This is a genomic window from Limnohabitans sp. MMS-10A-178 (assembly GCF_003063375.1).
Taxonomy (GTDB): domain Bacteria; phylum Pseudomonadota; class Gammaproteobacteria; order Burkholderiales; family Burkholderiaceae_C; genus Limnohabitans_A.
On the sequence record NZ_NERY01000001.1, the window covers coordinates 966,079 to 981,155 of the forward strand.

Genomic DNA, 15,077 nt, shown 5'->3' on the forward strand with positions numbered 1-15,077 from the left:
GCCATGCAACTCACACTCTGGACTTATGAAGGACCTCCACACGTGGGCGCAATGCGCATTGCCACGGCCATGGAAGATGTGCATTACGTTTTGCATGCGCCGCAGGGTGATACCTACGCAGATTTGTTGTTCACCATGATTGAGCGTTTGCAAAAGCGCCCACCCGTGACCTACACCACTTTTCAAGCGCGCGATTTGGGCGGCGATACCGCTGAGTTGTTCAAGACTGCAGCCCGCGAGGCCTTTGAGCGTTTCTCGCCTAAAGCCATGTTGGTGGGAGCCTCTTGCACCGCTGAATTGATTCAAGATGATCCAGGTGGATTGTGCAAAGCACTCAATTTGCCAGTGCCTGTGGTGGCTTTGGAGTTGCCTTCGTATCAGCGCAAAGAAAACTGGGGCGCCTCAGAAACGTTTTACCAATTGGTTCGCAATTTGGCTTTGCCAGCCGATCAAATTGAAAAGACCCAAAGCAGCAAACCACGTTGCAATATTTTAGGACCCGCTGCATTGGGTTTTAGGCATCGCGATGACCTCACAGAAATTCGCAAATTGCTCACAGACATGGGCGTTGAGATCAATGTGGTAGCACCTTTGTCGGCCACACCTGCAGACCTTGCTCGCTTGGCAGATGCCCAGTTCAATGTGGTGCTCTATCCTGAAATTGCCAACTTGAGTGCACAGTGGCTGCAGCGTCAATTTGGCCAAGCCTTTACCAAAACCATTCCCATTGGCACCACAGCAACGCGCAACTTTGTGCGTGAAGTTGCCCAATTGGCTGGACTTGACCCAGAAGTTGCCTTGTCCAAAGCAGAATCTCGCGCGGCTTGGTATGCGCGTTCAGTCGACTCCACCTACCTTACCAACAAGCGGGTGTTTGTATTTGGAGATGCCACGCATGCGGTGGCTGCGGCCAAGGTGGCTGCTGAGGAAATGGGTTTTACCGTTGTTGGCATTGGGACCTACAGCCGTGAGTTTGCGCGCGAAGTGCGTGAAGCCGCCAAGTTATATGGTGTCGAAGCCTTAATCAGCGATGACTATTTGGAAATTGAAGCGCGAATTGCAGAGTTGAATCCTGAGTTGGTGCTGGGCACGCAAATGGAGCGTCACATTGCAAAACGTTTAGGCGTTCCTTGTGCTGTCATTTCGGCACCAGTGCACGTTCAAGATTTTCCGGCACGCTATTCACCTCAAATGGGATTTGAAGGCGCCAATGTGCTGTTTGACACCTGGGTACATCCCTTGATGATGGGCTTGGAAGAGCACCTCATTGGCATGTTCCGCGGTGATTCAGAATTTCACGAAGATGCTGCGCCATCGCATTTGGGTGGCGGTGTGCATGTGCAAACTGCTCAAGCAGCATCCGCTGTTGCAACGTTTGCATCAACAAGTACATCAGCAAGTGCATCAACGCCAGTACCAGAACAAATTAATGCACCTGCTTTGAATCAGGGTGCCTCTCAAACCAACGCCAGCATCCTGATTGCAGCATGGGATGCCGGTGCAGAAAAAGAACTCAAAAAAATACCATTTTTTGTGCGCGGCAAGGCCCGCCGAAATACCGAGAAATATGCCATTGAACGCGGCGTGACTTTGATCACGACGGAGACACTGTATGAATCTAAAGCTTACTACTCACAGTCCTAAGCTGAACATACGTGATGCCACCCCCATCAAACTGGTGGTGGTGACCATGGACACGCACTTTGCGAGTTCGTTCAATCGGGCCAATGCGCAGTTGAAGCGCGATTTTCCGGGCCTGACTTGGAGTCTTCACGCTGCCTCTGAGTACACAGGCAACGATACCCTCATTGCCAAATGCAAAGCCGATATTGCATCAGCCGACATTGTGTTGTGCGGCATGCTGTTTCTTGAAGATCATTTCTTGCCCATCTTGGACGATTTGCGCGCAAAGCGCATGAACTGTGATGCCATGGTTTGCATGGCCAGTGCCACTGAAGTCACGCAGCTCACTCGTTTTGGCCAGTTTGACATGAGCAAACCCGCCAGCGGCCCCATGGCCTTGCTCAAAAAATTGCGCGGTGGTGGCAAAGACAAGCCTGCAACAGGCGGTGCCTCACAAATGAAAATGTTGCGCCGTTTGCCTCAGTTGCTGCGCTTTATTCCAGGCACAGCACAAGATGTTCGGGCCTATTTCATCACTTTGCAGTATTGGTTAGGTGGGTCTGACGACAATGTTTTGAACATGGTGCGCCACCTCATAGACCGCGGTGCTGATGGTCCGCGCAAATCATTGCGTGGCAAGGTCAAGGTGGTAGCCCCCGTTGATTATCCTGAAGTGGGTGTTTACCACCCCCGCATGGCGGGACGTTTTAGCGAAGACGTCAATCAAGTTCCTTTGCCGCAGGGTATACCCGTTAAAGGCACAGTGGGCGTTTTGTTGCTTCGCTCTTATTTGTTGTCTGGCAATGCGGGCCACTACGACGGTGTGATTGCTGCACTCGAGGCAAAAGGCTTGCGAGTCATTCCAGCATTTGCAGCAGGCCTCGATTCACGCCCCGCCATTGATGAGTTTTTCATGAAGAATGGTCAGGTGTGTGTCGATGCGGTGGTCTCCCTCAGTGGTTTCTCACTGGTCGGTGGCCCAGCCTACAACGATGCCAAGGCCGCAGAAGAAGTGCTGGCCAAACTCGATGTGCCCTATGTGTCCGCACATCCCGTTGAATTTCAAACACTCGACCAGTGGGGTGGTTCTGATCGCGGATTGCTCCCAGTTGAAAGCACCATCATGGTGTCTATTCCAGAACTCGATGGCTCTACCAGCCCTATCGTATTTGGTGGGCGCCCTGGAGCGGCCGGTGTCACTTGCACAGGCTGTCACCATGCCTGCACTTTTGGTGAAAGCACCAGCGCACAAGACATGCACTCTTGCCCAGAGCGCGCCATCATGTTGGCGGCCCGCGTTAGCAAGATGGTGGCCTTGAAGCGCAGCGAAAGAAAAGACCGCAATGTGGCCATTGTGTTGTTCAACTTTCCACCCAATGCAGGCAACATAGGCACAGCCGCCTTCTTATCTGTTTTTGAATCTCTTTGGCACACCCTTTCCGCCATGAAGGCACAAGGCTACCAAGTGGATGTTCCCGCCAGTGTGGACGAATTGCGCGATGCTTTGTTATTCGGCAATGCTGCACAACATGGTGCTGATGCCAATGTGCATGCCCTGATTTCTGCTGACGATCATGTCAAGCGTGAGCGGTGGCTTCAAGAAATTGAAGCTCAGTGGGGCCCAGCCCCAGGCCGTCAGTTGAGCAACGGCAGTTCTATCTTTGTGTTGGGTAAGAAGTTTGGCAATGTCTTGGTCAGTGTGCAGCCTTCATTTGGTTATGAAGGCGACCCCATGCGCTTGTTGTTTGAAAAAGGCTTGGCGCCCACGCATGCATTCTCTGCTTTTTATCGCTATCTGCGTGAAGACTTCAAGGCCCATGCAGTACTTCATTTCGGGACGCATGGCGCACTTGAGTTTATGCCAGGCAAGCAATCGGGCATGAGCGGTACTTGCTGGCCCGATCGTTTAATAGACGATTTGCCCAATGTGTATTTGTACGCATCCAACAACCCTTCAGAAGGCGCAATTGCCAAGCGTCGATCTGGCGCTACCCTCATCAGCTATCTCACACCACCCGTTGCACAAGCTGGTTTGTACAAAGGGCTGAACGAGCTGAAATCTTCGCTTGAGCGCTGGCGTTTGCTGGAAAGTGGCAACAGTGAACGTGTCGATTTGGCTGCGGTCATTCAAGCGCAAGCTGCAGAGCTAGACCTGGTGGCTGCAGAACCCGCATGGGATCCGGCCAGCATGGGTGCGGAGCTCGAACGAAAAATGATGCGCTTGAGTGAAGAGATGCTTGAGCTCGAATACACCCTCATTCCGCATGGCTTGCATGTGGCGGGCCGGGCCCCCAGCGCTGCTCAGCAGGTGGACATGTTGCTGGCCATGGCCGAAGCCAACCACGGTATGCAACTCGAGCGTGCGTCTGTTGAAGCTTTGGTAGAAGGTCATTCACCAGAGCGTGCTCTGAAGGCCGCAGGCTTGAATCGCAACCACGCAAGCTTAGAGGTCTTGCGCCAATTGGTTGAACCACTGGCCCACCTGTCTGTTGACACTGAAGTGTCAGCCATATTGCGCGCTTTAGACGCTTGCTACATTCGACCTGCGCCTGGCGGCGACATTTTGCGCACACCTGCCGTGTTGCCCACAGGCCGCAACATTCACGGCTTCGATCCCTTCCGCATTCCCAGCGCCTTGGCGGTGAAGGATGGCAAAGTTCAAGCCCAATTGCTCATCGATCGACATTGTTCCGACGGCAACCCCTTGCCAGAATCCATTGCCATGGTGCTGTGGGGCAGTGACAACTTGAAAAACGAAGGCGCACCCATTGCACAGGCCTTGGCCTTGATGGGTGCTGTACCTCGCTTTGACAGCTATGGCCGAATTGCAGGCGCAAGCCTCATTTCATTGGAAGAATTAGGTCGTCCTCGCATTGATGTGATCATGACTTTGTCTGGCATTTTCCGAGACCTCATGCCTTTGCAAATCAAGCTGTTGGCAGAGGCCGCTTTCTTGGCGGCGTCGGCTGACGAACCGCTGGAAATGAACTGGATTCGCAAGCATGCTTTGGCGTATCAGCAAGAACACGGCTGCAATTTAGAAACGGCCGCTTTGCGTGTGTATGGCAATGCAGAAGGCGCCTATGGCTCCAATGTGAACAACTTGGTAGAAAGCAGCCGCTGGGGCGATGAAGACGAACTGGCCGAAACCTACAAGCGTCGCAAAGGTTTTGCCTATGGCCGTACTGGCCGAGCAGTTCAGCAAACGGCTCTGTTGCAAACGGCATTGGCCGATGTGCAACTCACCTACCAAAACCTAGACTCACTTGAGTTAGGCGTAACCACCGTAGACAATTACTTTGACACTCTGGGCGGCATCACGCAAGCTGTGAAGATGGCCAAGGGAGGTCAAACACCTACCGTCTACATTGGCGATCAAACCAAAGGCAGTGCAGCCGTTCGTTCATTGAACGAGCAAGTCTCCATTGAAATTCGCACCCGCATGCTCAACCCCAAGTGGTATGAGGGCATGTTGGAGCATGGCTACGAAGGCGTGCGCCAAATAGAAGCCCATGTGACCAACACCATGGGCTGGTCTGCCACCACAGGTCAAGTGCAACCTTGGGTATACAAGCAATTGTCTGAGACATTCATGCTTGACCCCGCCATGCGCGATCGCATGGCAAAACTGAATCCCACGGCCTCTGCCCGAGTGGCAAACCGTTTGATCGAAGCGTCTGAACGCAACTATTGGCAGCCTGATGCCGAGACCTTGCAAGCCCTTCGCCAGGTAAGTGAAGAGCTAGAAGATCGCCTTGAAGGCGTTTATGAAGGAGCGACAGTATGAACGTTGAAACCTTACCGTTTCCAACCGTGAAACGCAATTCCAAATTGGATGGCGAGGGCAGCTTGCAAGTTCAGCTTGACCCTAATGTGAAAATTGGCAATGCCAAAGTCTTTGCCATTTATGGCAAGGGCGGCATTGGCAAGAGCACCACATCGTCTAATTTGTCTGCCGCGTTTTCCAAAATGGGCAAACGCGTTTTGCAAATTGGCTGTGATCCAAAGCACGACAGCACCTTCACGCTCACCAAGAAGATGCTGCCTACCGTCATCGACGTACTCGAAACAGTCGACTTTCACTCTGAAGAGTTGCGCGTCGAAGACTTCGTCTTTGAAGGCTACAACGGCGTGATGTGCGTGGAAGCTGGCGGCCCGCCCGCAGGTACAGGGTGCGGCGGCTATGTGGTGGGTCAGACCGTCAAATTGCTGAAAGAGCACCACCTGCTAGAAGACACCGACGTGGTCATTTTTGATGTGCTGGGCGATGTGGTGTGCGGTGGTTTTGCAGCACCCTTGCAACATGCCGATCGCGCCATGATTGTCACAGCCAACGATTTTGACTCTATCTTTGCAATGAACCGCATTGTGCAAGCCATTGGTGCCAAGGCCAAAAACTATAACGTGCGCTTGGGTGGCGTGATTGCCAATCGCAGTGCCGCCACCGATCAAATTGACAAGTACAACGACCGCATTGGTTTGAAGCTGGCAGCGCACTTCCCCGATTTGGATGTCATTCGCCGCAGTCGTTTGAAAAAATCGACACTTTTTGAAATGGAACACTCACCCGAGTTGGAAGCCGTTCAAAAAGAGTACATGCGCTTGGCTGCCAATTTGTGGTTTGGCGGCGAGACTTATTCAGCGGTTCCCATGAAGGACCGCGATATTTTTGATCTGTTGGGTTTTGATTGAGGCTACCTCATGAATGAAATGACTTACGTGCAGCGACGCGGCCAGATCGAACATTATTTCGATCGGACGGCAGTTGCTGCTTGGGAGAAGCTCACTTCTGATGCACCCGTCGGCCGCATTCGGGCAAGCGTGCGCGCCGGCCGCGATCAAATGCGCGCCACCTTGGTTTCGTGGCTTGGTGAAGATTTGCGCGGCAAACGAATTTTGGATGCAGGCTGTGGCACGGGTGCTTTGGCGGTGGAAGCGGCACGCCTGGGCGCTGAAGTGGTGGCCATCGATTTGTCTCCCACCTTGGTCGATTTGGCGCGCGAGAGAATTCCAGAGGATGTGGCGCACTTGGTGGAGTTTCACAGTGGCGACATGCTCGATAAACGTCTGGGCCACTTTGACCATGTGGTGGCCATGGACTCCATCATTCACTATGACACTGAAGATGCTGTCAATGCACTGGCGCAGTTGGCTGAGCGCACCAGCCAATCGATTGTATTTACGTTTGCGCCACGTACTCCCATGTTGGCACTCATGATTTCGGTGGGTCGTTTGTTGCCCCGCGGTGATCGTGCTCCTTGGCTTGAGCCCATGGCCGAGACGCGCATTGCACAGCTCATGAAAACACACGGCGCATTGAACAACTGGCAATGTGCACGCAGTCACAAAGTTTCAAGTGGCTTCTACAAATCCAAAGCCATGGAGTGGGTACGCTCATGAGCGGCAAGACTTTCTCAAAGTTCGTCAAGCAGCTGCCTGCAACATGGTTGCCGTTTGCCGACGTGACCAGCGCAGGTTTGCCAATGTCGCGTTTGCTGCGTTTGTCTTTGTTCAAGTTCACCATGGGCATCACAACGGCACTCATGATTGGCACCCTGAACCGCGTCATGATTGTCGAGCTGGGTGTATCGGCTTGGCTGGTCGCCATGATGTTAGCGCTCCCCCTGTTGGTGGCACCGTTTCGTGCCGTTACTGGTTATCAGTCTGATGTGCATGTGTCGGCGTTTGGCTGGCGCCGTGTGCCTTATATGTGGGGCGGCACCTTGATTCAATTCTTGGGATTGGCCGTCATGCCCTTTGCACTGTTGGTGCTATCGGGTCGCGGCCAAGTGCCAGTGCCCGATTGGGTCGGTCAGGGCGCTGCCGCCATGGCATTTTTGCTGGTTGGTGCAGGCTTGCAAACTTCGCAAACAGCGGGTTTGGCGCTGGCCACAGACCAAGCCAGTGAAGAAACTCGCCCCCGTGTGGTGGCGCTTTTGTACACCATGCTGTTGGTAGGTGCTGTGTTTGGCAGCTTGGTTTACAGCTACTTGCTGTCTAACTTCACGCCTGAGAATTTGGTGCAGACAGTGCAGGGCACTGCTTTGGTGGTTTTGATCCTCAATGGTTTTGCGCTTTGGAAGCAAGAGCCGCGCAATCCTGCACGCGTCGCAGCATTGAAAACCGAAATTCGCAGACCCTTCAGAGAGGTCTGGGCAGAATTTATTGCCATTCCAAATGCGCGTCGCTTCTTGTGGGCCACAGCCCTTGGCACCATGGCATTCAACATGCAAGACATTATTTTGGAGCCCTATGGCGGCGAAATCTTGAAGCTGAGTGTTGGTGCAACCAGTGCATTGACGGCCATGTTGGCGGGCGGTGGATTGCTGGGCTTTTATGTGGCAGGACGAAAGTTGGCCAAAGGCATTGACCCCATGCGTTTGGCAGCCTACGGCGCTTTGGCGGGTTTGCCTGCCTTTTCTGCTGTTATTTTTTCCGCACCGTTTGATGCCGGCTGGTTATTTAGATTTGGTGCCTTTGGCGTGGGTTTTGGTGGTGGCTTGTTTGCGGTGGGTACCTTGTTCACCGCCATGCGCCTTGAATCTGCCTTTGTCGGACTGGCATTGGGTGCCTGGGGCGCTGTTCAAGCGGCGGCTGCGGGTCTGTCGATGTTCTTTGGGGGTGTACTGCGCGATGTGGTCACCACACTCAGCGCTGAAGGTGCATTGGGCCCCGCTCTGACCGACCCTTCCGTGGGCTACAGCATGGTTTACCACGTTGAAATGCTATTGTTGTTTTTAACCCTGATTGCGATTGGCCCCTTGGTCAAGCGCAGGCGCTCAGTTTCACCCGTTGTACCCCAAAGCCTCGGCTTGTCCGAGTCTCGTATTTAGTTGTTTAAAAGGAGAAGTCGTTATGCAAACCGTAGGAAACATTACCGGCTATGTCGATCTGGCGCAAATACTCTTGTATGTGTTCTGGATCTTTTTCGCTGGTCTTATTTATTATCTTGTGCAAGAAGGTCACCGCGAGGGATATCCCATGGAGTCCAGCAGCAGCGGTAGAGCCGTGGTCAAGGGCTTTCCGATTCCTGAGCCCAAAACTTTCTTGTTGGAAGGTGGCAGAAGTGTCACTGTGCCCGACTTGATGCGCAAACAGCCAGCATACAACGCTGTGGCCACCAGCCCCACTTCTGGCGCGCCCATTGAGCCTAAGGGTGATGGCATGCTGGCCGCTGTGGGTCCAGGCGCATACAGCAATCGCGAAGATGTGCCTGAAATGACCTTGCATGGTACGCCATTGATTCAGCCACTTCGCGTTGTCAGTGAATACACCGTCGCCCCACAAGATGTCGACCCGCGTGGCCTGCCAGTCATGGGCGGTGATGGCAAACAAGGCGGCACTGTCAAAGACATTTGGATTGATTCGGCTGAGATGATGTTCCGATATTTGGAAGTTGAAATCGCTGGTGGCAAAACTGTCTTGTTGCCAATGATGTTTTCCAGAGTTCGCAGAAATCAAATTGAAGTGAATTCAATTTATGCGCGTCATTTTGCAGCTGTACCTGCGCTGAGAAATCCCGACCAAATTACCAAATTGGAAGAGGAAAAAATCAGTGCTTATTACGGCGGTGGAACTTTCTACGCTGATGCCAAGCGCAGCGAGCCGCTGATCTGAATTTCAGACCAGCGTCAATTGAAGTTGAATTGAAAGTCTGTTGAGGAAAAGAAAATGGCAATCGAAAATTCAGGTCATGAATATGAGTTTGAACCACAGTTTGGTTTACCCGAACGCTTGCCCAGCGATGAGTTCATTGTCTGGCAGGGCTCACCCGATGTCAGAGCATTGGCCACTTCAGCCTTTCATTTCAACAAGTTGGCATTTTATTTCGCAGCCCTGATTTTGGTCAGTGCTTGGCCTGCTCTAGAGTCGGGTTCTGGCTTCATGGCCATTTTGATGTCTATCAAATGGATTGCACCTCTGGCAGTCATCGGTATGGTCACTGTCTGGTTACTGGCTTCTTTAACGGCCCGCACCACGGTGTACACCATCACCAACAAGCGCGTGGTCATGCGTTTGGGCATTGTGCTCACTGTTTCATTCAATCTGCCATTGAAGCAAGTAGCGTCTGCAGATGTGCGTGTCCTTCCCAAGGGCTTTGGCGACATCACATTGGCATTGAAAGGTTCAGACCGAATTGGATGGGTCCATTTGTGGCCCAGCGTGCGGCCTTGGCGCATTACCAAGCCTGAGCCTACTTTGCGTGCCATTCCAGATGTTGAGCTTGTGGCAGAAAAGTTGCGCGAAGTTTGGACACAGCGCACAGGCCAGACCGCCAACGCCACTCCCGCCAGCAGCGAGACGCAAGCCGATCGTCAAAATAATACGCCCCTGCAAGTGAGACCCATATGAGTCAAGCTTATTCTGTTCAGCCATCACAAGCTGTTGCATCGGTCGCACCCGACAGCTTTCCACGCTGGATTCTCTTTTGCGCGGCCGGCATCATGGCTTTCTCTCTCATTGCGGTTGGTCTTATCCGCATCACAGGCAATGGACCTGATCAAAGGGCAGCTGCTCCTACGGTTCAGCGCTCTTTGCTCTTTCAAGATCAAAAAGATGGTGGCGTTCGAGTTGCAGATGGCGTTTCGGGTCAAACCTTAACTGTCTTGTATGGCGAGCAAGGTTTTGTGCGTGGCGCCTTGCGTGCTTTGTCCCGTGAGCGTTTTTCTCGAGGTATTGGCTCATCTGAGCCCTTTAACTTGATTGCCCGCGTCGATGGCAGAGTGACCTTGATGGACCCGAGCACAGGGCAAAGGGTCGATTTGGAGTCATTCGGGCCTACCAACACGGCCGAATTCGCTCGATTCTTAGCCATGCAACCTGAATAAATCAGGCCTGAATTAACTGATATCTTTAAGCTGGAGTTTTCTTTCATGCAAGCGAATACAACCATCGATACTGCTGAAAAAGCGTCCCAAAAAGCCGTTGAGAGCACCATGCTCAGCCCTCGCTTTTACACCACCGACTTTGCAGCCATGGACAAACTCGACATGTCTCCCATGCGCGCCGAGTGGGACAAAATGATGGCGGAATATGAGGGCGACAACAACCACGATCACTTCCAGCGCGACGAAGAATTTACCAAAGAAGTGGCTGAACGTTTCTCCCAAGTCAGCCCAGAAATGCGCCAAGAGTTTTTAGATTTTCTAATCTCATCACTCACCTCTGAATTCTCGGGTTGCATTCTCTATAACGAAATTTTCAGAAATGTTGAAAACCCAGACATCAAACAATTGATGCGCTACATGGCGCGCGATGAATCGCGTCATGCCAGTTTCATCAATCAGTCTTTGAAAGACTTTGGACTGGGCATTGATTTAGGCGATTTAAAGCGCACCAAAGCCTATACCTACTTCAAGCCCAAATACATTTTCTATGCAACCTACTTGTCAGAGAAAATTGGTTATGCCCGTTACATCACCATCTACCGGCAACTGGAAAAAAATCCTGACAAACGTTTCCACCCCATCTTCCGCTGGTTTGAGCGCTGGTGCAACGATGAGTTTCGCCACGGCGAATCATTTGCATTGATCATGCGTGCGCATCCACACTTGCTGCGCGGTGGCAATGTGTTCTGGATTCGATTCTTCTTGTTGGCTGTTTATGCCACCATGTTCGTGCGCGATCACACCCGCCCCATGCTGCACCATGAGATGGGCCTTGAGTCGTCTACTTACGACTACGAAGTGTTCCGCATTACCAACGAAATTACCAAGCAAGTTTTCCCAGTCAGTTTGGACATTGACAATCCAGCCTTCAGAGCCGGTTTGTCGCATTTGTTCCATGCTCAAACGCAAATGGATGCGGCCAAAGCCAGAGGAGGTTTGATAGGCAACTTGCAACGCGCGCGCTGGGCTATTTCTGGTGCTGTCACTTTTGTGCGTTTGTACTTCTTGCCAGTCAAGCACCATGATTTACCAGCACAAGTTCGCATGGCGCCTGCTTGGTAAATTGAGTGCCAACAGACCCTGAAAGCCCACGATGACCGACACTTTCATTGCGTTGGGATTCGCCATTTTTATCTGGTGGTTTAGCACGGGTATCGTGATTCTTTTAAATCGCATGTCTCGAACTGCCATTGCCATGAGCTTGGTCATCTCATCGGCGTTGGCTTTAGGGGCGCTTGCAGGATTGGCCCACACTGCGCAGCAAACGAGCGTCATGGGGGCTTACTGCGCTTTCACTTGTGCTTTGCTGGCCTGGGGTTGGAACGAATTGAGCTTTCTCACGGGCTGGATCACAGGGCCTCAAAAAACAGCCATCTTAAAAAGCACCACGGGTTGGCCCCGATTTGTAGCCTCCTTCAAAGCAGTGGTGTGGCACGAGTTGGCTATTTTGTTCGTTGGCTTGGCCATTGTGGTCATTACCTGGGATGCGCCCAACCAAGTGGGTACAGGGACTTACTTGGTTTTGTGGATCATGCGCACCAGTGCCAAACTCAACTTGTTTTTCGGGGTTCGCAATTTGAGTGAAGAATTCTTGCCAACCCATTTGGCTTACCTAGAGAGTTTTTTCAAGCGTCGCCGCATGAATGCATTTTTCCCATTTGCAGTGGTCTTGGCCTGTATCTGCTTATGGTATTTAGTAGACTTTGCAAACCAAGCCACAACCACTCCCGCTCAAGTGGTGGGTTCGGTTTTGGTAGGCACCATCTTGGCCTTGGCCATTGTGGAACACATGATGCTAATTCTGCCCATAGACACCACTACATTGTGGCGCTGGGCCATTCGCAAGCACCGAATAGAAACACCTGCAGCCTTTGAGGCGCATGTGCCTTCAGTTTTGCCTGCACACTTGGATTCGCATGACAAATCTTTACAAGTCAATTAACGCCGATGGCGGGCCCGTAGGTGGCGGCGGTGGTCAAAACCATGCCATGAATTTCGGCGCTGAGCTTGGAGGACGTGCACCTACAGCCATTGTGATTGGTACAGGATTTGGTGGTTTGGCAGCAGCCATTCGTTTGAGCGTGAAAGGCTACCGCGTTCAAATGCTGGAAAAACTCGACGCGCCAGGTGGTCGTGCCTATGTGCACAAGCAAGATGGCTTCACCTTTGATGCAGGCCCAACCATCATTACCTTGCCGCACCTTATTGCCGAGCTTTTTACGCTGTGCGGCCAAGACATGAAAGACCATGTCGACCTGCGCTTGATGTCGCCTTTCTATCGCATTCGCTTTGACGACGGTACGCATTTCGATTACAGCAACAACGACGAAGAAATGCTGGATCAAATTGCCAAATTCAGCCCTGAAGATGTGCAAGGTTTCAAAGATTTGATGGTCGCTTCTGAAAAGTGTTTTCAGCTTGGCTTTGTCGAATTGGGCATGGTGCCCTTCGAAACCATTGGCGATGTGATCAAGGCAATGCCCAACCTGGCACGCATGCAAGCTTGGCGCTCTATTTATAGTTTGGTGGCCAAGCACATCAAGCATCCCAAGTTGCGCATCGTCATGAGTTTTCATCCGCTGCTCATTGGCGGCAACCCCTATTCGGTCACCTGCGTTTACTCGCTCATCCATTCCCTAGAGCGGCGCTGGGGTGTCCACTCTGCCATGGGGGGCACTGGCGCGATTGTGCGTGAATTGGTAAAGCTGCTCGACCAACGCCAAGTGCCTATTCGTTACAACACGCCTGTCACGCGCATTCGCGTGGAGGGCGGTCGTGCCAAAGGGGTCGAGTTGGCCAATGGCGAGTTTTTACCGGCCGACATTGTGGTTAGCAATGGCGATGCCGCCTGGACATACAAGCACCTTGTTGAGCCACAACACCGCAAGCATTGGACCGACAAGCGCATTGCTAAAGGCAAGTATTCTTCGGGCTTGTTTGTGTGGTACTTTGGCACCAATCGAAAGTACGAAGATGTACCGCACCACATGATGGTGCTTGGTCCGCGCTACAAAGGCTTGCTCCAAGACATTTTTAAAAATCACAAGTTGTCTGAAGATTTCAGTTTGTATTTGTATCGGCCTACCGCCACCGATCCTTCACTCGCACCTGAAGGCTGCGACAGCTTTTACGCCTTGTCTGTGGTGCCTAATTTGAGCAGCGAAACCGATTGGCCTGCCGTTACCGAACAATATCGAGATGCTATAGCTACAGTGTTGCAAGAAAGTGTGCTGCCAGATTTGAAGCAGCATGTGGTGTCATCCAAAGTCACCACGCCTCAAGATTTTCAGGATCGGCTGTGGTCTTACAAAGGTGCTGGCTTTGGTCTAGAGCCCATCTTGGTTCAAAGCGCATGGTTCCGCCCTCACAACAGAAGTGAAGATGTAGCAGGTTTGTTCATGGTGGGTGCCAGCAGTCAGCCGGGTGCTGGTGTGCCCAGTGTGTTAATGTCAGCAAAAATGCTTGAAACGGTGGTGCCCGATGTCAAATCATTTGCCTGATCCAAGCTTGGGTTCTCCCCCGGTCTCTTTGCCCTACGATTTAGAGGCCTGTACCGCGCTCATGCGCGGTGGTTCGAAATCATTTTTTGCGGCCTCTCGTTTGTTGCCAGTTCGCTTAAGGCCTCCCGCCATTGCCCTTTATGCGTTCTGCCGCTTGGCAGATGATGCCATCGATGATGGTGACGACCCTGTTCTGGCCATGGCAGACTTGAAGTCGCGCTTGGCAGCGATTTATGCGGGTCGACCTGGCGCCGAAGATGCCGACCGAGCTTTGACCATTGTGGTTCATCGCTATGGTGTACCAAGTGGCTTGCTTGAGGCTTTGCTAGACGGGTTCATGTGGGATTCTCAAGGGCGCCGATACGAAACCTTGGCCGATGTAGAGGCTTATGGTGCCAGAGTGGCAGGTACTGTGGGTGCCATGATGTCCATCATCATGGGCGCTAGCTCAGACACCGCCATTGCCCGCGCAAGTGAGTTGGGCGTGGCCATGCAATTGACCAACATTGCCCGAGACATTGGCGAAGATGCGCGAATGGGACGCTTGTACATTCCGCGCGCTTGGTTCCGCGAAATTGGCATGGATGCAGATGCTTGGTTGGCCGATCCTGTTTTTGACCCACGCATTGCGGGTTTCACGCAACGCTTGTTGTTGCGTGCTGATGCCCTTTACCGTCGCGGCGAGTTTGGTTTGGCTGAACTTCCTTGGGACTGCCGTCCAGCTATTCAAGCGGCGCGTTTGGTCTATGCCGAAATTGGCAAACAATTGGAGCGCGATGGGCTCAACTCTGTGAATCACCGAACGGTGGTTTCAACAGCGCGCAAATTGGCGCTTTTGGCTCGTGCTGCCACTGTTGCAGTCAAGGCACCTGCAGTACCGGATGTCTCGCTCAGCCCAGTTCCAGCCATTCATTATTTGGTCGACATCGTGAACACGGAGCGCAATCTCTTGGCTATCGACAAGCCATGGAAACTGCCGGTTCGAAGTTTTGATGAGCGTGTTGTTTGGATGGTCGACTTGTTCAGCCGTTTAGAACAACGCGAGAGAACCCAGCGTTAAAACGCC

The 15,077-nt window shown here is 52.4% G+C and carries 12 protein-coding genes; all 12 read left to right on the forward strand.

The genetic code is table 11. From position 1 onward, the window contains the following. Nucleotides 1-3 precede the first annotated feature (3 nt). Genes bchB through B9Z32_RS04910 form a run of 12 tightly spaced genes read left to right on the forward strand, consistent with a single transcriptional unit; the run spans nucleotide 4 to nucleotide 15,071 of the window. Complete coding sequence (gene bchB / locus B9Z32_RS04855) at nucleotides 4-1,644, forward strand: ferredoxin:protochlorophyllide reductase (ATP-dependent) subunit B (protein ID WP_108420184.1); 1,641 nt, start codon at nucleotides 4-6, stop codon at nucleotides 1,642-1,644. Next, nucleotides 1,613-5,410 (forward strand): magnesium chelatase subunit H, encoded by a 3,798-nt coding sequence (locus B9Z32_RS04860; RefSeq protein ID WP_108420185.1) that lies wholly within the window; start codon nucleotides 1,613-1,615, stop codon nucleotides 5,408-5,410. The genes bchB and B9Z32_RS04860 overlap by 32 nt, the downstream gene beginning before the upstream one ends. Further along, nucleotides 5,407-6,315: a ferredoxin:protochlorophyllide reductase (ATP-dependent) iron-sulfur ATP-binding protein gene (gene bchL / locus B9Z32_RS04865; RefSeq protein WP_108420186.1), complete on the forward strand. Its 909-nt coding sequence runs from the start codon at nucleotides 5,407-5,409 to the stop codon at nucleotides 6,313-6,315. Before B9Z32_RS04860 ends, bchL begins: the two co-directional genes overlap by 4 nt. A 9-nt stretch (nucleotides 6,316-6,324) precedes the next feature. After that, the gene (gene bchM, locus B9Z32_RS04870; protein ID WP_108420187.1) at nucleotides 6,325-7,023 is read left to right on the forward strand and encodes a magnesium protoporphyrin IX methyltransferase; all 699 of its coding nucleotides are present in this window, start codon (nucleotides 6,325-6,327) and stop codon (nucleotides 7,021-7,023) included. After that, nucleotides 7,020-8,456 carry a BCD family MFS transporter gene (locus B9Z32_RS04875; protein WP_108421002.1) on the forward strand — a complete coding sequence of 479 codons (1,437 nt, stop codon included), beginning with the start codon at nucleotides 7,020-7,022 and terminating at the stop codon, nucleotides 8,454-8,456. The genes bchM and B9Z32_RS04875 overlap by 4 nt, the downstream gene beginning before the upstream one ends. A gap of 22 nt (nucleotides 8,457-8,478) precedes the next feature. After that, on the forward strand, nucleotides 8,479-9,240 hold the full coding sequence (gene puhA, locus B9Z32_RS04880) for a photosynthetic reaction center subunit H (protein ID WP_108420188.1): 762 nt from the start codon (nucleotides 8,479-8,481) through the stop codon (nucleotides 9,238-9,240). A 54-nt stretch (nucleotides 9,241-9,294) separates the two neighbouring features. Then, the gene (puhB, locus tag B9Z32_RS04885; protein WP_108420189.1) at nucleotides 9,295-9,975 is read left to right on the forward strand and encodes a photosynthetic complex putative assembly protein PuhB; all 681 of its coding nucleotides are present in this window, start codon (nucleotides 9,295-9,297) and stop codon (nucleotides 9,973-9,975) included. Further along, nucleotides 9,972-10,451, forward strand: coding sequence for a photosynthetic complex assembly protein PuhC (gene puhC / locus B9Z32_RS04890; RefSeq protein WP_108420190.1), 480 nt, complete (start codon nucleotides 9,972-9,974; stop codon nucleotides 10,449-10,451). Before puhB ends, puhC begins: the two co-directional genes overlap by 4 nt. A 45-nt stretch (nucleotides 10,452-10,496) precedes the next feature. Next, on the forward strand, nucleotides 10,497-11,573 hold the full coding sequence (gene acsF, locus B9Z32_RS04895; protein ID WP_108420191.1) for a magnesium-protoporphyrin IX monomethyl ester (oxidative) cyclase: 1,077 nt from the start codon (nucleotides 10,497-10,499) through the stop codon (nucleotides 11,571-11,573). 31 nt (nucleotides 11,574-11,604) lie between these two features. Further along, nucleotides 11,605-12,453, forward strand: coding sequence for a putative photosynthetic complex assembly protein PuhE (gene puhE, locus B9Z32_RS04900; protein ID WP_108420192.1), 849 nt, complete (start codon nucleotides 11,605-11,607; stop codon nucleotides 12,451-12,453). After that, nucleotides 12,428-14,011, forward strand: a complete 1,584-nt coding sequence (locus B9Z32_RS04905) for a phytoene desaturase (protein WP_233248081.1) — start codon at nucleotides 12,428-12,430, stop codon at nucleotides 14,009-14,011. The genes puhE and B9Z32_RS04905 overlap by 26 nt, the downstream gene beginning before the upstream one ends. Next, complete coding sequence (locus B9Z32_RS04910; RefSeq protein WP_108420193.1) at nucleotides 13,992-15,071, forward strand: phytoene/squalene synthase family protein; 1,080 nt, start codon at nucleotides 13,992-13,994, stop codon at nucleotides 15,069-15,071. The genes B9Z32_RS04905 and B9Z32_RS04910 overlap by 20 nt, the downstream gene beginning before the upstream one ends. The last annotated feature ends 6 nt before the right edge of the window (nucleotides 15,072-15,077 follow it).